This window comes from Actinocrinis sp. (assembly GCF_035653575.1).
Taxonomy (GTDB): Bacteria; Actinomycetota; Actinomycetes; order Streptomycetales; family Catenulisporaceae; genus Actinocrinis.
Genome location: NZ_DASRBQ010000119.1, coordinates 37,279 through 58,088 on the forward strand (window position 1 = coordinate 37,279; position 20,810 = coordinate 58,088).

At 69.6% G+C, this 20,810-nt stretch carries 18 protein-coding genes; 14 read left to right on the forward strand and 4 right to left on the reverse strand.

Features of this window, described 5'->3' with window-relative positions; translation table 11 throughout:
* Positions 1-104: 104 nt before the first annotated feature.
* Positions 105-668 (forward strand): GtrA family protein, encoded by a 564-nt coding sequence (locus tag VFA06_RS17080; RefSeq protein ID WP_324841584.1) that lies wholly within the window; start codon positions 105-107, stop codon positions 666-668.
* 54 nt (positions 669-722) lie between these two features.
* On the opposite strand, the gene VFA06_RS17085 is transcribed toward VFA06_RS17080, so the two are convergent.
* Complete coding sequence (locus VFA06_RS17085) at positions 723-1,424, reverse strand: GH12 family glycosyl hydrolase domain-containing protein (protein WP_324841585.1); 702 nt, start codon at positions 1,422-1,424, stop codon at positions 723-725.
* Positions 1,425-1,656: 232 nt separating this feature from the next.
* Here VFA06_RS17085 and VFA06_RS17090 point away from each other — a divergent pair, with 232 nt between their 5' ends.
* The 11 genes from VFA06_RS17090 (at position 1,657) to VFA06_RS17145 (ending at position 14,948) form a co-directional block, all read left to right on the forward strand.
* Positions 1,657-2,832 (forward strand): MFS transporter, encoded by a 1,176-nt coding sequence (locus tag VFA06_RS17090; protein WP_324841586.1) that lies wholly within the window; start codon positions 1,657-1,659, stop codon positions 2,830-2,832.
* Between the two features lie 62 nt (positions 2,833-2,894).
* On the forward strand, positions 2,895-4,124 hold the full coding sequence (locus VFA06_RS17095; RefSeq protein ID WP_324841587.1) for a GNAT family N-acetyltransferase: 1,230 nt from the start codon (positions 2,895-2,897) through the stop codon (positions 4,122-4,124).
* 67 nt (positions 4,125-4,191) lie between these two features.
* A complete protein-coding gene (locus VFA06_RS17100) occupies positions 4,192-5,139 on the forward strand; it encodes an NAD(P)-dependent oxidoreductase (RefSeq protein WP_324841588.1) in 948 nt (315 codons plus the stop codon).
* A gap of 4 nt (positions 5,140-5,143) precedes the next feature.
* Positions 5,144-5,647 (forward strand): hypothetical protein, encoded by a 504-nt coding sequence (locus VFA06_RS17105; protein WP_324841590.1) that lies wholly within the window; start codon positions 5,144-5,146, stop codon positions 5,645-5,647.
* Positions 5,648-5,707: 60 nt separating this feature from the next.
* Positions 5,708-6,928, forward strand: a complete 1,221-nt coding sequence (locus VFA06_RS17110; RefSeq protein ID WP_324841591.1) for a cytochrome P450 — start codon at positions 5,708-5,710, stop codon at positions 6,926-6,928.
* Between the two features lie 120 nt (positions 6,929-7,048).
* Positions 7,049-8,014, forward strand: a complete 966-nt coding sequence (locus VFA06_RS17115) for an NAD(P)-dependent oxidoreductase (protein ID WP_324841592.1) — start codon at positions 7,049-7,051, stop codon at positions 8,012-8,014.
* A 105-nt stretch (positions 8,015-8,119) separates the two neighbouring features.
* Positions 8,120-9,394, forward strand: coding sequence for a hypothetical protein (locus tag VFA06_RS17120; protein ID WP_324841593.1), 1,275 nt, complete (start codon positions 8,120-8,122; stop codon positions 9,392-9,394).
* A 286-nt stretch (positions 9,395-9,680) separates the two neighbouring features.
* Positions 9,681-11,204: a hypothetical protein gene (locus VFA06_RS17125; RefSeq protein ID WP_324841594.1), complete on the forward strand. Its 1,524-nt coding sequence runs from the start codon at positions 9,681-9,683 to the stop codon at positions 11,202-11,204.
* Positions 11,204-12,679 (forward strand): AAA domain-containing protein, encoded by a 1,476-nt coding sequence (locus VFA06_RS17135; protein WP_349260219.1) that lies wholly within the window; start codon positions 11,204-11,206, stop codon positions 12,677-12,679. Before VFA06_RS17125 ends, VFA06_RS17135 begins: the two co-directional genes overlap by 1 nt.
* A gap of 146 nt (positions 12,680-12,825) precedes the next feature.
* Entirely contained in the window at positions 12,826-14,253 is a 1,428-nt protein-coding gene (locus VFA06_RS17140) for an AMP-binding protein (RefSeq protein ID WP_324841597.1), read from the forward strand.
* Positions 14,254-14,312: 59 nt separating this feature from the next.
* Positions 14,313-14,948, forward strand: coding sequence for a GNAT family N-acetyltransferase (locus VFA06_RS17145; protein WP_324841598.1), 636 nt, complete (start codon positions 14,313-14,315; stop codon positions 14,946-14,948).
* A 28-nt stretch (positions 14,949-14,976) separates the two neighbouring features.
* Here the strand turns inward: VFA06_RS17145 and VFA06_RS17150 are convergent, their stop codons facing one another.
* The 3 genes from VFA06_RS17150 to VFA06_RS17160 form a co-directional block, all read right to left on the reverse strand.
* Positions 14,977-16,347, reverse strand: a complete 1,371-nt coding sequence (locus VFA06_RS17150; RefSeq protein ID WP_324841599.1) for a M48 family metalloprotease — start codon at positions 16,345-16,347, stop codon at positions 14,977-14,979.
* Between the two features lie 65 nt (positions 16,348-16,412).
* Positions 16,413-17,240 carry a Cof-type HAD-IIB family hydrolase gene (locus tag VFA06_RS17155; RefSeq protein ID WP_324841600.1) on the reverse strand — a complete coding sequence of 276 codons (828 nt, stop codon included), beginning with the start codon at positions 17,238-17,240 and terminating at the stop codon, positions 16,413-16,415.
* Between the two features lie 69 nt (positions 17,241-17,309).
* Positions 17,310-18,884: a molybdopterin-dependent oxidoreductase gene (locus VFA06_RS17160; RefSeq protein WP_324841601.1), complete on the reverse strand. Its 1,575-nt coding sequence runs from the start codon at positions 18,882-18,884 to the stop codon at positions 17,310-17,312.
* 296 nt (positions 18,885-19,180) lie between these two features.
* On the opposite strand from VFA06_RS17160, the gene VFA06_RS17165 reads away from it, so the two are divergent.
* Together VFA06_RS17165 and VFA06_RS17170 are read left to right on the forward strand one after the other, a co-directional pair.
* Positions 19,181-20,266: a hypothetical protein gene (locus tag VFA06_RS17165; RefSeq protein WP_324841602.1), complete on the forward strand. Its 1,086-nt coding sequence runs from the start codon at positions 19,181-19,183 to the stop codon at positions 20,264-20,266.
* A 29-nt stretch (positions 20,267-20,295) separates the two neighbouring features.
* A complete protein-coding gene (locus tag VFA06_RS17170; RefSeq protein WP_324841603.1) occupies positions 20,296-20,604 on the forward strand; it encodes a MoaD/ThiS family protein in 309 nt (102 codons plus the stop codon).
* Positions 20,605-20,810 lie beyond the last annotated feature (206 nt).

Sequence of the window (20,810 nt, forward strand, 5' to 3'; positions counted from 1 at the left end):
TACACAGACGACGGTGTGGGGTACCGCGGCGGGCGCGGACAGTAGTGGACATACCGCTGGCGCGGTAGGGACGACCCTGCGCACAACCTTGGCTGGGGGAGCACATGCGGCGTTGGATCACCGGGATCGTCCGCCGGTTGTGGCGCGAGATGGTCGGTTTCAGCGCAGTCGGCATCGTCGGCGTCACGTGCGACATCGCGACCTTCAACCTCGTCATCGGCGTTTTTCACGCACCGAAGGTCTACGGCTCGATCTGCGGTACCACCCTCGGCACGGTCATCGGTTACCTCGGTAACAAGTACTGGGTGTTCCGCCGCCGCGATCGCAGGCAGTCAGCGGCCGAAGTTACGCTCTACCTGTTGGTCTCCGGCGTCGCGATGCTCATCACCGCGGGCTGCGTCGCCTTCAACGAATACGTGCTCGGCTACAAGTCGCTGCTCGCCGCGAACATCGCGCAGTTCATCGTCGGGCAGGGGCTCGGCACGGTGTTCCGCTTCTGGGCGATGCACGTGTGGGTCTTCCCGGAAGCACGGTCGGCCGAGGCGTCGGTCGGCGTGGACACAACGCTTGCCGGCACAGCACCGGGCAACGCAGCGCCGGGTAACGCAGTACCGCCGTACCCGGATGAGAACCCGGACGCGGCGGCACTGGTCGATTCCCGGTGCTGAGCTGACCGCGGGCGTCGCTGACCCTCCGTCAGTCCGTGCGCCCGCGGCAGGCCGTCAGCCTGCGGAGGCGGAGTAGCTGTTGATGGTGAAGTTCTGCGTCGTGCTGTTCGTGCCGCTGATCTCGAAGCCGTACTGGATCGTGGACAGCGTCGGGTTCGAGTAGTAGTGCCTGGTGTTCTCCAGCCACTTGAGCAGGTCGAGCAGGTTCACCGAGCCGGAGCTCTCGTTGCTGGTGCGCTTGAACGAGTAGGTCGGGTTGCTGCCGTTGCTGCCCGCGTACACGGTCCACGTATTGCCGTCGATGGTCAGGTTGCCGGTGTTCGAGCCGAGCGGGCCGACGTTGCCGTGCGTGCTGGTCCAGACCATGACCTCGATGCCGCTGCCGTTGAGCCAGATGTCGTAGGCCGACTCGAAGTTGCCGGTGCCCGGAAGCGACTCGCTGAACGAGCTGTTCGCGTACGACAGCGAGTTGAGCGCCTTGTTGATCGACTTGGACTCGTTGGCATACGACTTCACGCCCGAGGTGCTCGGCTGGTTGGAGAAGACGCCCCAGTTGTTGGACGAGTTGACCCACAGCGTCTGGGTGCCGTGGCCGCTGCCCCACTCGTCGTTGTAGATCGTGTAGCCGCCGGTCGAATACGAGGCGTACTGCGCGGAGGACTCGTAGGCGTACGCCCAGGCGGGACCGACGGACAGCACGGCGATCGCCCCGGCGCCCAGGGCCGCCGCGGCGGCCTTGAACAGGTTGCTGCGCATCGTTGCGCGCTCCCTTCACGTGGTGCCTTGATGTGGCAGTGTGGGTGTTGAAGCGCTTCGAAATATCTGCCTGCCGCTGTGGAGTGTCAAGATGCGGCACGGCAGACCGAGAGTCAAAGAATGGTCATCGATTTCATCGAAGCGCTTCGACGCCGAATTCGGCTATCTTTAAGGGAACCTAACTGTTAAAGTGGCCGACAGGCAGGCACGGCGGCGACTTCGGGGAGAGCCCATGGGCGCAGAGTTGGCGGTCGCGGTGCCCCAGGCCGTGCCCGGGATGCAGGAGCGTCGCGGCCGTGTCGCGGTGAATCTGATCTTCGCGGTGCACGGGGTCATCTCGGGGACCTTCGCCGCGCGGGTGCCCTGGATCCAAGCGCACATCCACGCCACCCCGGGCGTGTTGGGCGCGGCCTTGATCACGGAGACCGCCGGCGCGCTGGCCGCCATGCCGGCGACGGCCAAGGTCGTGCACCGCTTCGGCGCCAAGACCGGTATGCGCATCCTCATCGCGCTGTTCTGTGTCTCCCTCGCGCCGGCCGCACTGGTGCCCGACCCCTGGTCGCTCGCGGCGGTGCTGTTCGTGTTCGGCGCGACGGCCGGCTGCGCGGACGTCGCGATGAACGCCCACGGCGTGCGGATCGAGTCGCGGATGGGCAAGTCGATCATGTCCGGCTTCCACGGAATGTGGGCGGTCGGCATGATCGCGGGCTCCGCGCTCGGCGGGCTGTGCGCCGCGGCCGGCATCGGCGCCCCAGCCGAGTTCGCGGTGACCGCCGTTGTCTTCGCCCTGGTCGGCGTCCTGTCCTGCGGGCTGCTGCCGCCGGACGATCCGGCGGCCGAAGAGGTCGCCACGCCGCACTACGCACTGCCGTCACGCGCGATCCTCTTCGTCGGCGTGGTCGGTTTCTGCGGGATCTTCGCCGAGGGCGCGGCGCGCAGCTGGTGCGCGGTGTACCTCACCGATGTGACGCACACCAGCGCGGCGGTGGGCGCCTACAGCCTCACCGGCTTCTCGGCCACCCTGGCGATCGGTCGGCTGACCGGCGACGCGATCGCCCGTCGTCTCGGGCCGGTCCTGACCGTCCGGCTCGGCGGTGTGGTCGCCGTCGCCGGCACCTGCATGGTCGCGCTGGCGAACACTCCGCTGCTCGGCATGCTCGGCTTCGCCGCCGTCGGCCTGGGCATCGCCACCTCGGTGCCGCTGGCGATCGCCGCGACCGGGCGACTGGGCAGCAATGCCGAGCAGGCGGTTGCTGGCATCACCACGGTCATGTACGCGGCCGGCCTTGTCGCCGGGCCTTCGGTCGGCGCGGTCGGCTCGGCGGTATCGCTCTCCTTCGCGTTCTGGATGACCGCGATCGTGACGACCGGCATCGCACTCGCGGCGCGGGCGCTGCGACCTGCGTGAGGGCGCTCCCGCACGCGGAAATCCGGTCGCGAGTGGCCGTGGCCTGAGGATACGTTGCGGTCATGACGATCGACGTGCGCAGAGTACGCGAAGAAGAGTTCGACGCGTGGAGCGACGCGATCGACATCGGTTTCAACACGCCGCAGGCGCGCGGCGACGGACAGCGCCGCCGCCGCTGGTTCGAGCTCGACCGCTGCTGGGGTGCCTTCGACGGGGCCACGCCGGTCGGCACGCTGCGTGCGCTCAGCCTTGAGGCGACCGTTCCCGGTGGAACGTTCGTGCCGCTCGCCGGACTCAGTGCGGTGACCGTCGCGTCCAGTCATCGGCGCAGGGGTCTGCTTTCCCGGATGATGGCCGGCGAGTTAGGCGCCTCGAAGGAACGCGGCGACGTGCTTGCGGGCCTGTACGCCGCCGAATATCCGATTTACGGGCGCTTCGGATTCGCTGCGGCGACGACCAGCGCGAACTGGCATCTCGACGCGCGCGCCGCCGAGTTCTCCCGCGAACTGCCCGGCGTCATCGAGATCGTGGATACCGAGACGGCCCTCAAAGAGGCAGCGCCGCTCTACGACCGCGTACGCGCCATAACGCCAGGTGCCGTCAATCGCACTCGCGCGATGTGGGAACGCAAGCTTGATCTGGTACCGCGCGAAGGGGAGCCGGTACCGAAGAACTTCTTGCACGCCTTGTGCAGGGACGAGCGCGGCGAGGCCGTGGGCTTCCTGAGGTACAAGTTCGGCGAAGAGCGCTGGACACACGAGCGTCCGGACAACGTCGTCGACATCCTGGACCTGTTCGCGATCAACGTCGAGTACGAGGCGCGGCTGTGGAAGTACCTCGCCGATCACGACTGGGTGAGCGAGGTGGTCGGCAAGGGCGGTCGCCGCGAGGACGAGCTCTGGCGTGACTTGCTGGTCAACCGGCGAGTGGCCTGGTCAGACGACGCGTGCGACGCCCAGTGGATCCGGGTGCTCGACACGCCCGCCGCACTCTCGGCCCGTCGTTACCAGGTGCCTGGCCGATTCGTGTTGCGCGTCGTCGACAAGGACGGCTTCGCCGACGGCACGTTCGCCCTCGAAGGCGGACCGGACGGCGCGACCTGTGGACCGACCGCAGAATCCCCGGACGTCACGCTGCCTGTGACCGTCCTCGGCGCCATCTACTTCGGTGGCTTCACAGCCGCGCGGTTCGGGCTGCTGGGAATGCTCGACGAGCACCGCAACGGTGCGGTAGCGCGGCTCTCGGCGATGTTCCAGACCGCGATCGCCCCGTGGTGCCCGGCCAGCTACTGAGGCAGCTCACAACTGACTAACGCTGCGCGCCGGTTCGAACCCGCGTCCGGGCTTCTAGGATGGGGGCGTGGACGAGCGCAAGCTGGTGTGGACCGCCCCGGGCACGATCGGCGACCTGAACGACCTGCCGAGGGACGTGCGCGCCGCGCTGGAGATCACCGAGATCCCGGCCGATCCGCTGGGCGACCCGCGGCTCGGCGAGGTCCGGATGCTGATCCCGCCGCTCGTGCGCAACCAGGCGGACGACGGATACGACCTGAAGATGCTCATCGCGTCGGCCGGCCGGCTGGACCTGGTGCAGGCGCTGACCTCCGGCGTGGACTGGATCGTGGACCTGGTGCCCGCCGAGGTGACGCTGTGCAGCGTGCGCGGGGCGTATGACGATCTGATGGCCGAACTGATGCTCGCCGGCATCCTCGCCGTCTACAAGGAGATCCCGCACCACGCGGGAGCTCAGGCGCGCGGTCGGTGGGAGCCCCGCCAGGTGCGTGTGCTCGGTGGCGCACGCGTGTTGTTCGTCGGCTACGGTTCGATCGCCGAGTGCCTTGAGAAGTACCTGGCGCCCTTCGATGTCGACGTGCGCAGGATCGCCCGCAGGCCGCGTAAGGGCGTCGATGGGATCAGCGAACTGTCCGTGCTGCTGCCCGGAGCGGACATCGTCATCGTCCTCACGCCGCTGACCGCGCAGACGCAGGGCTTGATCGACGAGGAGTTCCTCACGCTGATGAAGCCCGGGGCGCTGCTGGTGAACGGCGCGCGCGGCCTGGTCGCGGACACCGACGCGCTGATCGCCGCGGCGGAGCGCGGGAAGATCCGTGCGTACCTGGACGTCACCGAGCCGGAGCCGCTGCCCGACGGGCACCCGCTGTGGTCCGCGCCCGGTGTGTTCATCACTCCGCACATCGGCTCGCTCGTGCCCGAGAACCGGGCGCGCGCCTTCGCGGTCGTGCGGGAGAACCTGATTCGCTGGGCGCGCGGCGAGGCGCTGCGCAACGTGATCTCCGGGGAGTATTGAGGCAGTGGCGTATCGCCCGCTCAGTGCCGATTTCATTCGGCGGCGACGCAGGCGTGCGCTGGAGCTGCTGCTGGCCTGCCTCGCGGTGCTGGTACCGTGGACGATCTTCCTCGCGGTCAGCCTGCCCGACCAGTATCGGGCCCATCACTGGCGGCTGACCTGGGCCGGGTTCGACGGCCTGCTGCTGATCGCGATGAGCCTGACCGTCTACCTGGGCTGGCGCAGACGGCAGGCGGTCATCCCGGCCGCCATCGCCACGGCGACCCTGCTGATCTGCGACGCCTGGTTCGACCTCACCCTCGACCTCGGCACCCCGGACATCTGGTGGTCCGTCGCCTCCGCGGTCCTGGTCGAGTTGCCGCTCGCCGCCTTCTTCCTCACTAGGGCCTTCATCCTCATCTCGATGACCATCCGGCAGGCCTACACGCAGCTCGGCATCGAGGAGCCGCCACCGTCCGTGTTGAAGCTGCCACTTTTCGGAATCTCCCGGGAACCCGACCGGGACTGACGTTCGTTCAGCTGGAAGTACGGGGCTGATTTCGGGCGAGGGCGGCGGGGAGGAACGGTCATGACGAGCAGCGGGGCGATCCTCGGTGAGTTGTACACCGAGGCGGGGCGGGCCGATCCGTACCCCCTGTATGTGAAGCTCCACGAGCTGGGCCCCGCCGGGCACGTCGACGGACCGCTCTTCGTCGCCAACGGGTACCACGAGGTCAACTCGGTGCTGCGCAATCCCGGGTTCGGCAAATGGGAGCAGAGCGCGCAGGTGTGGCCGGAGATCGCCGACCATCCCTCGCTGAACAGGTTCAACAAGTCGATCCTGGATACCAACCCGCCGGACCACACGCGCGTGCGGCGGCTGATGGCCACCGTCTTCACGCCGCGGCGGGTGGCCGCGCTCGCACCCGCGGTCGCGAAGATCGTGGGCGACCTGCTGGACCGGATGGCCGAGGCCGGCGCGGACGGCTCGCCGGTCGACTTCATGGACGCCTTCGCGTTCCGAGTCCCGGTCTCGGTCATCTGCGAGCTGCTCGGCATCCCGGAGGCGGACAGGTACCGCTTCCGCGGCCTCATGCAGGACGTCGCGATCGCTCTGGAGATCGTCAACGACCTGTCGATGCTCGGCCCCGCGGACGCCGCGATGCTCGAGATCGAGGAGTACTTCACCGCGCTGGTCGCCGAGCGGCGGGCCGCCCCGCGCGACGATCTGATCAGCGCCCTGATCCACGACGCCGACCAGGGCGACGGCAGGCTCTCGGAGGAGGAGCTGCTGAGCAACCTGGTGCTGCTGCTCCTGGCCGGATTCGAGACCACCACCAACCTGTTCGGCAACGGCCTGGCCGTGCTGTTCGACCGCCCGCAGGTGGCGGCCGGGCTGCGCGCCGGCACCATACCCGCGGCCGGATTCGTCGAGGAGGTGCTGCGCTTCGACTCCCCGGTGCAGCTGACCTCGCGGCTCGCCATGACCGACGACCTGCGGGTAGCCGGGATACCGGTGCCCAAGGGCTCGGAGGTGATCTTGCTGCTGGGCGCGGCGAACTGGGACCCGGCGCGCTTCCCCGAGCCCGAGCGGTTCGATCCCGGCCGGCCCGACAACCAGCCGCTTAGCTTCGGCGCCGGCGCCCACTTCTGCCTCGGCGCGGCCCTGGCCCGGCTCGAAGCGGCCACCGCGTTCCCCTTGCTGCTCGACCGGTTCCCCGACCTGGCTCCGGCCGAGGACGCCGAGCGAATACGCAACGACCGGCTCGTCCTGCGCGGCTACCAGACCTTCCCGGTCGTCGTGAGCTGATCCACGGTCTGTGAGCCGCTCCGCGGAGCCGGCCTGCCGACCGTGTGACGCAGCACATGTCACATATCCGCGAGCTGTCTCGTCTCCCTCGCGTAACACCGAGACGACGAGGAGCGGATCATGAAGGTACTGCTCGCCGGGGCAACCGGAACACTCGGCGTGCCGTTGGTACGGCGGCTGATCAAGGCCGGTCACCAGGTCATCGGCATCACCCGCACCGAATCCGGCGCGGGCGTGCTCTGGGACCTGGGCGCGTCGAGCGTCATCGCCGACGCGCTCGACCGGGACGGCCTGCTGCGCGCTCTGAAGGACACGCGTGCGGATGCCGTCATCCACCAACTCACCGCACTCAAGCGGCCGCCGATGCGAGCCCGCGACGTGGAGCCGACGAACCGGCTGCGCGTCGAGGGCACCGCGAACCTGCTTGCCGCCGCCGAACAGGTCGGCGCGCGGCGATTCGTCACCCAGTCCTTCTTCGGCGGGTACGGCTTCCACGACGGCAGCCGACTGCTGACGGAGCAGGACCGGTTCGCCCCGCCCGGCGGGCGATTCGACCCCACCTGGCAGGCGCTGCGATCCACCGAGCAGCAGGTGCTCGAAGCCCCGGGCATCGAGGGAATCGCCCTGCGCTACGGCGGCTTCTACGGACCGGCCAGCATGAGCCAGATCCTCGAAGGCCTGCAGAAGCGGCAGTTCCCGGTGCCCCGCGACGGCGGTGCCTTCGCGTCCTTGGTCTACATCGAGGACGCCGCGGCCGCCACGGTCGCCGCGCTGGACCGTTCCGCGCCCGGCCAGGTCTACAACATCGTGGACGACGAACCGGTGCGCTGGGGCGTGCTCATCGATGCCTTCGCGGCCGCGTTCGGCCTGCCAAAGCCGCGGCGCGTGCCCGGCGCGCTGCTGCGGCTCGCCGCGCCGTACATGGGTGGGCTGATGACCCGTCAATCGCTGCGCCTGTCGAACGCCAAGGCGAAGGCGGACCTCGGTTGGCGACCGACCATGCCGACGTACCGCGAGGGCATCGAGGCGTTGCTGGCCGAGCTGAGGCCGACTCGTGATGGCGAGACAGAAGGCGTTAGGCCGTAGTCGCGCAGCACCGAAGCCGAATCGGACAGCCGCCGCGACACCCACTTACAACCCAACCGACCGACCCATACGGCGACACGGCCCCCACTATGCTCGGGGACCATCATGCCCGCCACGCCTCCACTGCCTCCGGCCCAGGACCCGGCCGTCGCGGACCGCCTCGCCGAGCTGCGCGGGCCGGTCCCTCCGCGCCATCACGACGCGCGCACCATCGCCGCGCTCACCGCGAATCCCGGCTGTGCGCGAAGAGCGGTGCTCGACGCGGCCGGAGTGGACAAGCGCGCGCTGGCCGAGCGGATCGGCTTCGGTCCGAGGTTCGGGCAGTCGCCGTTCGCGATCAGCCGCGGTAACGCCTTCGAGAAGCTGGTCAAGGCAGACGGCGGCACCACTCTGCTGCACCTCCTGCGCAACCAACTCGGACTCGACCTTCCGATCGGTGATCAGGACGCTGACGCGGCAGACCTCGATAGCCAGTGGCTCGACCTCGGCACTGGCGAGCGGGAGGAGCGATACCGGCGCACCCGCGACCTCGTCGCTGCCGCCGCCCGCGATCAGGGTGACGGTCCAGTGCTCGCTGACCATCCGCTGCTCAAACTGGAGGTCGGCGGCCGCGTGGCTTACGTCGAGCCGGACCTGGTGGCCTTCCGAGCGTCATCGACCTCAGCGCCGACGACGCCATGGCAGTGGTATCTCGCGGAGATCAAGTCCTTCGCGATGATCGACGGCCGCGCGGATCCCGTGAAGGTGGCCGAGGCGGCGACACAGGCGGCCGTGTACGTGCTCGCCTTCCAAGCCCTGCTCGCCGACCTCGGGCTGCCGGCGGAATTGGCCGCGACCGAGGTCGTGCTGGTGTGCCCGAAGGACTTCAGCAACACTCCAACCGCCGCGCTGGTCGACGTGCGCCGACAGCTCGCGGCCGTACGCCGCCAGCTCGACCGGCTGCCGCGGATCGGCACGCTCCTGGACGGACTCGACGCGGGCCTCACCTTCGACCTAGCGAAGGATGAGGACGGCGAACCGGTGCGCGGAGCGGCAGAACTCGGCAAGGCGGTCGCCGCCATCGAGGCCAGATACGCGCCGGAGTGCGTCTCCCGATGCGACATGGCGTTCTACTGCCGAGACGAGGCCCGCGCGACGTGTTCGACCGACCTGCTCGGCAGATCGGTCCGCGACGCGCTCGGCGGCGTCGGAACGATGCGAGACGTGCTGGCGCTCGCCGGGGGAGAGGGCCGCGGGGGCGATGAAGCGTTCGACGACGACCCGGACCTCGCAGAGGCGGCGAGGCTGCTGAGCATGGCCCGCCGGGCACGTCGTGAGGCACTTGCGCAGGCAGCAGCGGTAGTGGAGGCGGAGTTGCGGTCGCGCGAGGTCGCCGCGTGAGCGCGCGGGTGAGCAGGAGCGCCCTCACGGCCCTGTCGCATGGACAGTCGCACTCGCACTCGCCGTCGTGTGGACAGGCGCGGTCTCGGTCGTGTGGCTTGTCTGCGGATGCTGCGGTCCGGCGTCGCTGGGTTGCCGTGCGGATGAGTGTGGGTGCGGGTGACTGCGCCGCCCTGTCGCGTGGACACTCGCACTGGCACTCGCCGTCGCCGTCGTACTCGCATTCGCGGTCTCGGTCGCGTGACGTGTCTGCGAGTGCCGAAGTCCGGCGTTACCGAGCCGCCACATGAGCGCGCTTGCGGCCCTCGCCCGAGTCGAGGCCTTCGCCGCCGACAGGGCCGTGCCGCTCGCGACGGTGCGGCACGTGCACCTTTCCCCGCACCCGCTCGTCGTCGTGCCCATACTCCTGGCGGGCGAGGCCGCCGCGCCGCTCGCCGCGCTTGTCGGCACCGAGCGAGCCGATCCTCAGCTCCTCGTGGTCCGGCAGCCGCGCGACCGCGACCAGCGCTTCGCCTTCCTCGCGGATCTGGCCCGCATCGTCGTCGGCTACATCGAGGCGCGCCGCGGCGAGACCGAGGTGGTCGAGGCCACGCGCAACCACGAGGAGTGGGAACGCCACCTCGACGCCCCGCAACTGATCGTGCCGAACCCAGGCGGGATCGATGCGCTGCGGCTGCTCGGCCGCTCCGCCCGGTTCCGGTCATCTCAGGGACCTTATCCGGTCGATCCGCTCGTCCCGGTACTCGGCCGCTACCTGACCTGGTTCGCCGAGGATCGGGCGCCCACCGCGGGCTCCTCTGTCTGCCTCGCGCTCACCGACGTGCTCGCCGCGCACTGGGCCACCGGCCAGAGCGCTTTGGAGGACCAGCACCTGGCCGCCCTGCTCGCCTGGATCGTCCCCGAACGCTTCGCGACGGCCGGCCAGCGGCTCACCGGAAGCCAGGCCGCGGCGCTGGCCGAGGATCCCGGGCGGTGGCCGTCCGCGGGCCCGGCGACCGATCCCGAGTTCGATACCGATGTTCTCAGCCCTCTGATCAGCGCGCAGCGGAACGCTGACGGCGACCCGGCCGTCGAGCGTCGCGTCGAGAACGAGCTGCGCGCGGCGCTGGGCGAACGGCTTGCGCCGACCTGGGATCTGATGTGGCAGGGCATTGAGCTGCTGCGCGCACTGCCGGAGGCCGGGCACGATGGTCACCGCTGGATGGTGGACCGCGGCCGCTTCACTGATTTCGCCCGCGGCGTCGACGAGGGCGCGCCGCCCCAGCCGCGCCGGGAGGGCGCAGTTGCCGCCGCGAAGCGCCTCGCAGACCTCGAAGCCGCCCAGGAGTCTTACGACAAGCAGCGCGCTCTCGATGATCCGCTGGTCCTGGCCGGTTATCGGGTCACCGGCGAGGCCTTCGCCGGGACCGTCGTGGCCGTCGACGCGGAACGCCAGGACACCAGCGGCCGCACACCGAAGCCGCGACCGCACGTCTGGCTGCGCACGGCCGATCCCGTCGTGCTGCGTAAGGGTACGAAGGTCGCTTGCCCGCAGCGACCGAATCAGCGTCCGGTCATCGTCGCCGTCAAGCGCGAGGGCGAGGACCACATCGTCGAACTCGAACTCGTTGACGGCATGGGGCGCCGCGCGATTCCGGAGGAGGGATCCGTGCCTGAGGAAGGTGAGTACCGCTGCTACTCAACGGTGCTGGCCGCCGAACGCTTCCCTCCGCCGCCGCTTCCGGAGGTGGCCGCGACGCCGTGGACACACGGAGGGCCGCCCGCCGAGTACATGCCGACCGGCGCAGACCACGATGAGGAATGGCACTGATGCCGGGCCGTATCGCCGGTGAATCCGTCGCCGACCGTTCCGCTGACGCACGAGCCGTGATCGAACGGGTGACTGCGGACCTGCTCTCCGGCGCTCATCGCGGCGTCATCGTCGATTCGCCGCCAGGAGCGGGCAAGTCAACGCTCGTCGTCGAGCTGGCCAAGCGGCTCGCGGACACCGGCGAACCGGTCATGATCGTTGCTCAGACGAACGAGCAGGTTGACGACCTTGTGGATCGATTGGCGACGGCGCATGGTCAATGTGGGCGGCCGGACAGTGGCGATGACAGTAGTCACGATCGCAGAAGCCTGACAATCGGTAGGCTGTCTGCTTCCGGGTACGTTCCCAGCGACCGCGTCGTGCGGCACCTCGGCGGCGCGGACGCGGTGGACGATTCGGTCACCGTGGCTGGCAAGGTCGGCGATCTCGGCCGCCCCGAGGTGACCATCGCTACCGCCGCGAAATGGGCCCGCACCGGCGCGGCGGATTGGCCGGAAGGCGGTTGGCGCTGGGCGATCCTCGACGAGGCGTACCAGATGCGCTCGGACGGGCTGCTGGCCATCGCGCCGCGCTTCGCCGCCGGTACTGCGCTGTTCGTGGGCGATCCGGGCCAGCTCGACCCGTTCGCCACCATCGACGGTGACCGCTGGGCCGGGTCGGCGTGGGACCCGACCGACAGCGCCGTCGCGGTCGTGCGCTCACACAACCCCGACCTGCCGGTACACCGCCTGCCCTACTCGTGGCGGCTGCCGGCCAGCGCCGCGCCGCTGGTGTGCAAGGCGTTCTACCCGTTCACGCCGTTCGAGGCGGGCAGCGGGCCGCAGGACCGCGCGATGAAGGTGTCCGGCGTCGGATCCGCGCTCGCCGGCTCGACGGGTTTCGCCGGTCCGGTCGATCAGGCCATTGATCTGGCCGCCGAATCCGGCTGGGCACTGTACGAACTGCCTGCGCGGCACACCGTGCGAACCGACGCCGAGGCGCTGGAGGCCTGCGCTCGCCTCGCCGCGCGGCTGGTGCGCCGGGAGGCCACCGTATTCGACCCCGCATACGCCGAAGGCCGGCAGGTCACCGCCGACCGGATTGCGATCGGCGCGGCGCACCGCGACCAGGCAGCCGGAATCCGTGCCGCGTTGGACCGTCTAGGGGCGGATCTGACCGGTGTCACCGTTGACACCGCCAACCGCCTTCAGGGCCGTGAATACGACGTCTGCATCGTCCTGCACCCTTTGTCAGGGCGCCGCGACGCCACAGCGTTCCATTTGGAGACCGGCCGGCTGTGCGTACTGCTGTCACGGCACCGCCACGCGTGCATCGTCGTCGCGCGCGCAGGCATCCCCGAGCTGCTTGACGCGCACCCGCACACCGATCCGGTGCACCTCGGCGTTCCGGTGAAGTTCCCGGACGGTTGGGAAGCGCATCAGGCCGTTCTCGCGCACCTCGCGGAGCACCGGGTTCCGGCGGGAGCGGGCCGGTAGCGGATTCGCTGACAGGTGGCTGGCGGCGGATGGCGAGCGGCGGCGGCGAACCGGGACCGCTGTGCCGCGCGGCGAGTGGCGAGCGGCGACCCGAGGCCGCCGTGCCGCGCATGCCGGGCTCCAGCGGTCCCCGGTACCGTGGCGGAATGCGCCTCCTGCCGAGCCTCACCGGTCCGACCGCAGACGAGCCCGCCGCGATCCAGGTAGCCGGACATGCCACGTCACGCGCGCAGCTACTCGAAGCGGCCGGGGCGGTCGCCGCGCAGATCGCCGGGGCACCGGCCGTCGCCGTCCACGCAGCCGCCCGCCTGGAGACCGTCATCGCCGTCCTCGGCGGGATGCTCGCAGGCGTGCCCGTCGTCCCGGTGCCGCCGGACTGCGGCCCGGCCGAGCGCGACCACGTACTACGCGACTCGGGCTCGGCCGCTCTTCTGGCAGCCGACACCGACGTGTGGCCGGATTGCGGTGTGCCCGTCGTCCCGGTCGGTGCCTCAGCGCACACGCACGCATCGGCGTCCTTTGCCGGACCATCGGCCGACGCAGCAGCGCTCATCCTGTACACCTCAGGCACCACGGGAGCGCCTAAGGGCGTCCCGATCACCGCAGACGCCATCGCGGCCGACCTCGACGCACTCGCCGACGCCTGGCAGTGGACCGCCGATGACACGCTCGTGCATGGCCTGCCGCTCTTTCATGTCCACGGGCTCGTGCTCGGCGTCCTCGGCGCGCTGCGCACCGGCTCACGGCTGGTGCACACCGCGCGTCCGACCGCGTCCGCGTACGCCGCAGCAGCCACCGCAACCGCCCATCCTGGAACACTCTTCTTCGGCGTGCCGACCGTTTGGTCCCGACTCTGCGCCGATCCGGGATCCGCAAAGGCGCTCTCCACCGCCCGGCTGCTCGTCTCCGGCTCCGCCGCGCTGCCTGCCCCCGTGTTCGCCGAACTCGAAGCCCTCACCGGGCACCGCGCAGTCGAACGTTACGGCATGACCGAAACGCTCATCACGCTCTCCACCCGCGCCGACGAACCGAACCGCAAGCCCGGGACCGTGGGCCACCCCATCGCCCCCGTCGTTACCAGGCTCGTCGCCGAAGACGGCTCGCTGATCACGCGTGACGGCGCGACGGTAGGCGAACTCCAAGTGCGCGGTGCGACCGTGTTCCACGGTTACCTCGGGCGGCCTGAAGCGACCGCGGCCAGCTTTACGCACGACGGATGGTTCCGGACCGGCGACATGGCGGTGATCGAACCGGACGGCACGCATCGCATCGTCGGCCGCGCATCCACCGACCTGATCAAGTCCGGCGGTTACCGCATTGGAGCGGGAGAGGTGGAAAACGCGCTCCTCGCGCATCCTGCTGTGCGTGAGGCCGCCGTCATCGGCGCGCCGGACGAGGATCTCGGTCAGCGCGTCATTGCATTCGTCGTCGCGGACGGCGTAACGGAAACAGAGCTGATCGACTTCGTCGCGAGCAGCCTGTCTGTGCACAAGCGACCGCGTTCCGTGAGCTTTGTCGACGCGTTGCCGCGGAACGCAATGGGCAAAGTGCGCAAGGATCAGCTTCGGCACTGATCCGCCAGACTTGGGCAATCTGATTGCGCCGTCCAGATCCAGCGGTTTGAATGCCCGTGATGACTGATCTGATCACGCGGCGTCTCGTCCTCCACCGGTTGACGGTTCTGGAGGCGGCACGCATCGTCGGCGGGATCGCCGGTCCCGGGGACGTGTGGGCGGACGGCTTCCCCGGCGAAGGCGACCGTGACGCTGCGCGCATAGCTGTGAAGGCGGCCAAGGCCCGCGCAGAGGCGCACGCCTTGGTGCACCGGCACAGCTCGGGATACCTCGGATCGGAATTCGCCGTGGCTGCGGGGTACGGCTTCCGGCTCATCAACAGCAGCGCGCCGTCCTGCTCATGCCCTGACCAGGGCTTGGCTGCGCTCGACGTCGGGCCGTTCACCTGTTACCGCATCGACTGCCGCGCAGACAACACGGCCATAGGCACCATCGGCTTCCACGGTCCGCCGGACATACGGCAACAGGTCACCATCGGCTACGGTCTCGTACCGCACAGCTGGGGCCTCGGATACGCGACCGAAGCGGTACACGAACTCATCGAGTTCTGCCGCGCGCATCCTGACGTGCGCAGCATCGCCGCCGACACCGATCACGACAACATCGCCTCGCAGCGGGTGCTGATGAAGTCCGGCTTCAGCGTCGTGAACCGGGATCGCGACCTGATCTACTACGAACTCGGACTCGACAAGTAGCAGGCGTAGGCAGCCGCCCGGTTGCGCACTAGGCAGCCACGCGCTTGGCAGCATTCAGCGGGATACCAATCAGGCTGTGCGCGGCCATCGCATAGTACTTGCCCAGCTCCGCGTCGATCGCCGTCCACTCCGCGTCATCCACCCGTATGGTGCCCGGCAACTGCGGCCTGGCAGCAAGCATCCTGCGGCGCAAGTAGTTGGCAGGGTGGGTCGAGTCGATCCGCGTACCGCGCTGTTCGTCAAGGCGCATCCGGCGACGCTTCTCGTGCTCCGGGATCGAGTCAACGTACTCGCGCAGCCGCGGCCACGGATCTCCCTTGAAGCGCTCGGACTTCAACCGGCGCAGGAAGTAGTCGACCGACTCGGCGAGTGCCAGCCGCTCAGCGAGTGAGATCGCCGCCGCGGACGAGCCGAGCCTCGCGCCTAGTTCGTCGGCCAGGTGCTCGGCGCGTTGCCCGCAGCGCAGGTCAAGTCGGGTCAGCCAGAAGTAACAACCGAGCGCGACCACGAAGATCGGGCCGCACACCAGAAAGACGAACAGCGGCGTCAGCAAGCTCGCCAGAGTCTGAATGAGGCCGCTGCGCTCGCGCTGCCTGCGCGCGAAACGCTCGAAGCCGGACTCGCGCGGATTGAACATCTTGACCCACTCGGCCAGCGAACGGCGCGCCATCATCGCCCAAAGCCCGTGCGTTACGTCCCGGTTGACCTGGTGGCCAATCTCATGGCCCAACAACGCGACGCGCTCTGGACCGGTGAGAACCGACCACAGCGGCACACCGAGGGTGACCAGCTTCTTGCGTCGCAACCCGATGTCCCGCGTTGAGGCGTTGAACTGGGCGCCGACGAACACGTAGTCGGGTACCGGCGCCTTCAATTGCGCCGCGCAGCGATCGAGGAGGCCGAACAGCGCCGGCGTCTTATCGCGCGTCAGGCATGACTCGTCCAGACCGCGCGGCTTGCGCAACACCCTCAAGGGCTGCGGCCGCACGGCGAGCGCCAGCAGGATGCCGAAGATTCCGAGCGGCCAGCCCCACCAGTACTTCCCCGACCAGGTCTTGATCGCGAGGATCGAGCCGATCACCAACGTCACCGTGGCCAGGTGCACTAGCGTCGCGGCGATGGTGACCGCGATCCCGGTCGCAGACGTCGGCCGCAGGTCCTCCGCAGTGATCAGCTGTTCGCACTGCTGCTCGGCGCGGGTCCGCGCACGTTCCCGGCGGCGCGCGACACGCGGCTTCTCCGGCTTATCGGGCGCAGAGTCGGCATTGAATCCGCAGCCCTCGCACCACTGCACGAATCTGGCATCGAATTCGCCGGTCCAGCCGCAGTTCGGACACCCGAACGCCACCAGCGTCGGCGTGCCTGTCAGCGCGCCGGTCCCCTCCTGGCCTATAGTCACGGCCGAATCCTGCTGCCCCGACCGCTTCTCAGCAACGGGTTTACGTGATCGTTATACGTTTTCTGTCATGCCAGGCCGAGCAGGGCCTCAAGCGCCACCGCGACGCCGTCCTCATCGTTCGATGCGGTAACCCGATCAACGACCGCCAACACGTCGGCGTGTGCGTTGGCGACGGCGTACGCGGTACCGGCCCAAGTCAGCATCGGCAAATCGTTCGGCATGTCACCGAACGCCACGACGTCTTGCGCGCCGATGCCGAGGCGCGCGCACAGCCAGGCGAGCGTGCCCGCCTTGGTCGCACCGCGCGGCGCGATCTCCACCAGGCCGCGGCCGCCGGATTGCGAGGCCTCGGCGCGGTCTCCCAGCACGGCGCGCGCGGCGGCGACCATATCGTCCGCGTTCGCGGTCTCGTCACGGGCGAGCACCTTGATGTACCGGCCGCCGACCGGCCTCGCCAGGGCCAGATCCTCGGTGAGGATGGCGCTGTCCCCGGAGATCAGGCCGGGCCGGAACGCAGGCTCGCAGAACACCTGGCCGCCGGTCTCCAGCGCGAATCCAGTGAGCGGCGCCAGCACCGGCCGCAGGTCGGCCACGATCTCAAGTGCCTGCTCGATCTCGAACGCGTGAACGAGATCCGCGGCTCCGGTCGCCACGTCGAGCACCGCCGCGCCGTTCGCGCAGATGGCCGTGCTCACGCTGCCGAGCTGCCGGGCCAGTTGCACGACCGTGCGGTGCGGCCGCGCGGTGACCAGCGCCACCTCGATTCCAGCGGCCCAGCAGGCCTTGAGCACCGCCTGCGTCCGCTCCGATACGCTGCGATCCGAGCGCAGCAGCGTGCCGTCGAGGTCGGTCGCGATCAGCTTGGGAAGGGCCGGCCCGGATCTTGTGGTCATCCTTGGATTCTGCCAGGCGCGCCGCGTCGACCGACCGGGCGGTGCGCGACCTTCCCGCCTGGTCGCAGATCAGACGACGTTGACTGTGATCTGGTGGTAGCCGGTAGCGCCATCAGGCACGACGTCCTGCACCGTGGACGTTTGCACCGTACCGGTCCCATCGGTCGCACGGACCGCGACCGTATGCCTGCCGCGGGGCGCGTTCTGCCACGTGTACGACCACTGACGCCACGTGTCCGGAGTGTCCGACGTCGCAAGCGTCGCCTCCACCCACGGCTGACCGTCGATCTGCACTTCTACCGCCGCGACACCGCGGTGTGTTGCCCAAGCGACCCCGGCGAGCGTGACCGTCCCGGCCGAAACGGAGGCGCCCGAAGCCGGCACGTCGATGCGGGACGCGGTCTTCACCGGCGCCTGCTGCGCCCAACCTCGAGCCACCCAATATCCGGCATTGGACGCGAACGTGGTCAGCTCCAGATCGACGACCCACTTGGTCGCCGAGACGTACCCGTAAAGGCCGGGCACGAGCATCCGGCACGGAAAACCATGCTCAATCGGGAGCGCCACGCCGTTCATCGCCACCGCGAGCATCGACTCACGGCCATCGAGCACTGCGTTAACCGGCGTGCCGATCGTCATCCCGTCGCTCGACGTGGACAGGATCTGATCGGCACCTGACTTGACGCCCGCTTGCCGCAGCAGCGGTGCGAGCGGCGCTCCGATCCAGCGCGCATTGCCGCAGTAATCGCCGCCGACCGGGTTCGAGACACAAGTCAGCGTGAGGTCGTGTTCCTCCAGCGGCATCTTCAGCAGTTGCTCGAAGGAGATCTCCAACGGCCTGGCCACCATGCCGTGGATACGCAGCATCCACTTCGAAGGGTCAAGCTGCGGTACGGATAAGGCCGTGTCGACGCGGTAGAAGTCGGCGTTCGGTGTGAAGAAGGGGCCGAGACCCGAGACGTTCGGGTGCGTTGACGTCGGCATCGCAGCCAGCGGCTGCACCGGAGCCGGGATCTTCACCGCCGCACGCGCAGGCGCCGCGTTGTATCGCGAATCAATCCAGCTCTTCGCGCCGAAGCCGCCCACAGCCGCACCGGCTGCGGTACCGAGCAGTGCACCGAGGAACCGGCGCCGCTCGGCCGGCCCGGCATACTCCGCGTCGTTTTCGGCAGCCAGCCGGTTCAGCCAGCGCAGCACCGCCACCGCCGTGCCACCCGCGAACAGCGAGGGGAAGAGCGAGCCGGTGTTCGCGTTCGGCCGGGTCGCCGCCGCGATGATCCCGACCACGCCGAATCCGGCCGCGATGAAGCTCGCGAAGGTCAGATGCCGGCGTGCGAGCACGCCCGCCGCTGCGGATACCAGCGCGAGGATCACGTACACGCCGGTGAGCAGCGCGGTCTTGTCGTGTGTGCCGAATTCGCGGATGGCGAACTCCTTGACCGCGGTCGGGGCCAGGTCGATCGCCCACTCGCCGACCGCCACGGCCGGCGCGCTGGGCGCTCCCGCGAACACGGCGACCAGCTCTCCGACCGCCAGCGCGGCCCCGCCGGCCAGCAGGCCGCTGAGCGCGCCGAGCGCGATCCCGCGCCGCCCCATCGGCTCCGGCTCCTCCGTGCGGTCGCCCACCACCACCGCGTCGTCCATGTCCCTGCGCGCCTCGCTCGCCTTCACAGCAGTCCGCCGGCATGCCGCCGGTACACCTCCATCCTCTCCCACGGCCCGCGCCGATCCAGGGGTTCATTCATTACGGTCCGCGGATGATCGGGCGGCCGCCTGGGGCGTTGCGCGCATCGGGCGGCCGGTTCGGGTACCGACGCGGGGCCGGCAGAGCGTCGATGCGGCACCGACGCGGCACCGGCTCGCCTCCGCGGCAGGAAGCTGCCACGCTTCGTTTTCGCTTCCCCGCGCGATTGTCGGAGGCCCCGGCTACGGTGGGCGATATGACCGATACCTTGCTGCTCGCCGGCACCCGAAAGGGGCTGCTGCTCGCGCGCCGGCGAGGCGGTTCCTGGGAGACCGAACCGCTCGCCCTGCCGATGACGGCCGTCTACGCGGTCGGGATCGACACCCGCCGCCCCACCCCGCGCCTGTTCGCCTCGGCGACCAGCGAGCACTGGGGCCCGACCATCCTGCACTCGGACGACCTCGGCCGCAGTTGGAGCGAACCGGACCACGCCCCGGTCGCCTTCCCCAAGGACCTCGACGTAGCCCTCGGCCGGGTCTGGCAGATCCAGCCGGGACCCGCCAACGAGCCCGACGTCGTGTACGCCGGCACCGAGCCCGCCGCGCTATTCCGCTCCGAGGACGGCGGCGTCAACTTCGAACTGGTCCGCCCGCTGTGGGAGCACCCGCACCGGCCGCAGTGGGGAGCCGGCTTCGGCGGCCAGGCCATCCACACCGTCATCCCGCACCCGATCGATCCACAGCGGGTCCTGATCGCGCTGTCCTCAGGCGGCGTCTACCGGACCTACGACGGAGGGCAGAGCTGGGCGGCGGCGAACGCCGGGATCAAGGCGACCTTCCTGCCCGAGGAACAGCGCTACCCCGAGTTCGGCCAATGCGTCCACAAGGTCGCCCAGGACGCCGAGGACCCCGAGCGGCTGTACCTCCAGAATCACAACGGCGTCTACCGCAGCGACGACTGGGGCGGCAAGTGGGTCTCGATCGCCGACGGACTGCCCGGGGAGTTCGGCTTCGCGATCGTGGCCGATCCGAACCGCGGCGGGCACGCGTACGTCTTCCCGCTGGTCTCCGACTACTCGCGGTTCACCCCGGACTTCCGCTGCCGGGTCTACGGCACCACCGACGCCGGTGAGACCTGGGCCGAGGTCGGCGCGGGACTGCCGGAGAGCGACTTCTACTCCCTGGTGCTGCGCGACGCCTTCAGCTGCGACGCCGCCGAGCCGCTCGGCCTGTACCTGGGAACCCGCTCCGGCGAGCTGTACGCGGGCGGAGCCGGGGGCTGGGAGCGAGTCGCGGCCAACCTGCCGGACGTGCTGTCCGTGCGCGCGACGGCGCTGGCGTGAGGCGAAGCGAGCGGTGAAGGGCTGAGTTCATGACTGTCACCCTGCAGCTGCCCGGGGCGCTGGCCGGCTACGCGGGCGGCCGCCGCGAGGTCAAGGTGGAGGTCGCGGCGCCCGACGAGCCGGCCGAGGGCCCCAGCCCGACCGTGGCCGGCGTCCTCGACCGGCTTGCCGCCGACCTGCCCGCCCTCGAGCGGCGGATCCGCGACGAGAACGCGGTGATCCGCCGCCACGTCAATGTGTACGTGGACGGCGCGGACATCCGAACCCTGTCGGGCGCTGAAACCCCGGTGCCCGACGGGGCGGTGATCGACATCATCGCCGCAGTGAGCGGCGGCTGACGACGCCGGGCCCGTTGCGCGGGGCACGCGCCGGGGCTGGCGGCTGACTGGTTAGGCGCCAGTCGGCTGGTGTCGCCATGGCACCGGACGCCGAGGGCACGCGCCGAACCTCGGCGTGCTCAGGCGCCGGTCACCCTTGCCCTGCCTGTCGCGCTGGAGGCACGCGCCGGACGTGGCGGCTCGTCGACTGGCTGGTCACGTGCTGG

What these genes read in the sequence shown, in the direction of transcription:
- VFA06_RS17080 (WP_324841584.1), top strand. Translation starts at nt 105, where the DNA reads ATGCGGCGTTGGATCACCGGGATCGTCCGCCGGTTGTGGCGCGAGATG.
- VFA06_RS17085 (WP_324841585.1), bottom strand. Translation starts at nt 1,424, where the DNA reads ATGCGCAGCAACCTGTTCAAGGCCGCCGCGGCGGCCCTGGGCGCCGGG.
- VFA06_RS17090 (WP_324841586.1), top strand. Translation starts at nt 1,657, where the DNA reads ATGGGCGCAGAGTTGGCGGTCGCGGTGCCCCAGGCCGTGCCCGGGATG.
- VFA06_RS17095 (WP_324841587.1), top strand. Translation starts at nt 2,895, where the DNA reads ATGACGATCGACGTGCGCAGAGTACGCGAAGAAGAGTTCGACGCGTGG.
- VFA06_RS17110 (WP_324841591.1), top strand. Translation starts at nt 5,708, where the DNA reads ATGACGAGCAGCGGGGCGATCCTCGGTGAGTTGTACACCGAGGCGGGG.
- VFA06_RS17115 (WP_324841592.1), top strand. Translation starts at nt 7,049, where the DNA reads ATGAAGGTACTGCTCGCCGGGGCAACCGGAACACTCGGCGTGCCGTTG.
- VFA06_RS17120 (WP_324841593.1), top strand. Translation starts at nt 8,120, where the DNA reads ATGCCCGCCACGCCTCCACTGCCTCCGGCCCAGGACCCGGCCGTCGCG.
- VFA06_RS17125 (WP_324841594.1), top strand. Translation starts at nt 9,681, where the DNA reads ATGAGCGCGCTTGCGGCCCTCGCCCGAGTCGAGGCCTTCGCCGCCGAC.
- VFA06_RS17135 (WP_349260219.1), top strand. Translation starts at nt 11,204, where the DNA reads ATGCCGGGCCGTATCGCCGGTGAATCCGTCGCCGACCGTTCCGCTGAC.
- VFA06_RS17140 (WP_324841597.1), top strand. Translation starts at nt 12,826, where the DNA reads ATGCGCCTCCTGCCGAGCCTCACCGGTCCGACCGCAGACGAGCCCGCC.
- VFA06_RS17145 (WP_324841598.1), top strand. Translation starts at nt 14,313, where the DNA reads ATGACTGATCTGATCACGCGGCGTCTCGTCCTCCACCGGTTGACGGTT.
- VFA06_RS17155 (WP_324841600.1), bottom strand. Translation starts at nt 17,240, where the DNA reads ATGACCACAAGATCCGGGCCGGCCCTTCCCAAGCTGATCGCGACCGAC.
- VFA06_RS17160 (WP_324841601.1), bottom strand. Translation starts at nt 18,884, where the DNA reads ATGGACGACGCGGTGGTGGTGGGCGACCGCACGGAGGAGCCGGAGCCG.
- VFA06_RS17165 (WP_324841602.1), top strand. Translation starts at nt 19,181, where the DNA reads ATGACCGATACCTTGCTGCTCGCCGGCACCCGAAAGGGGCTGCTGCTC.
- VFA06_RS17170 (WP_324841603.1), top strand. Translation starts at nt 20,296, where the DNA reads ATGACTGTCACCCTGCAGCTGCCCGGGGCGCTGGCCGGCTACGCGGGC.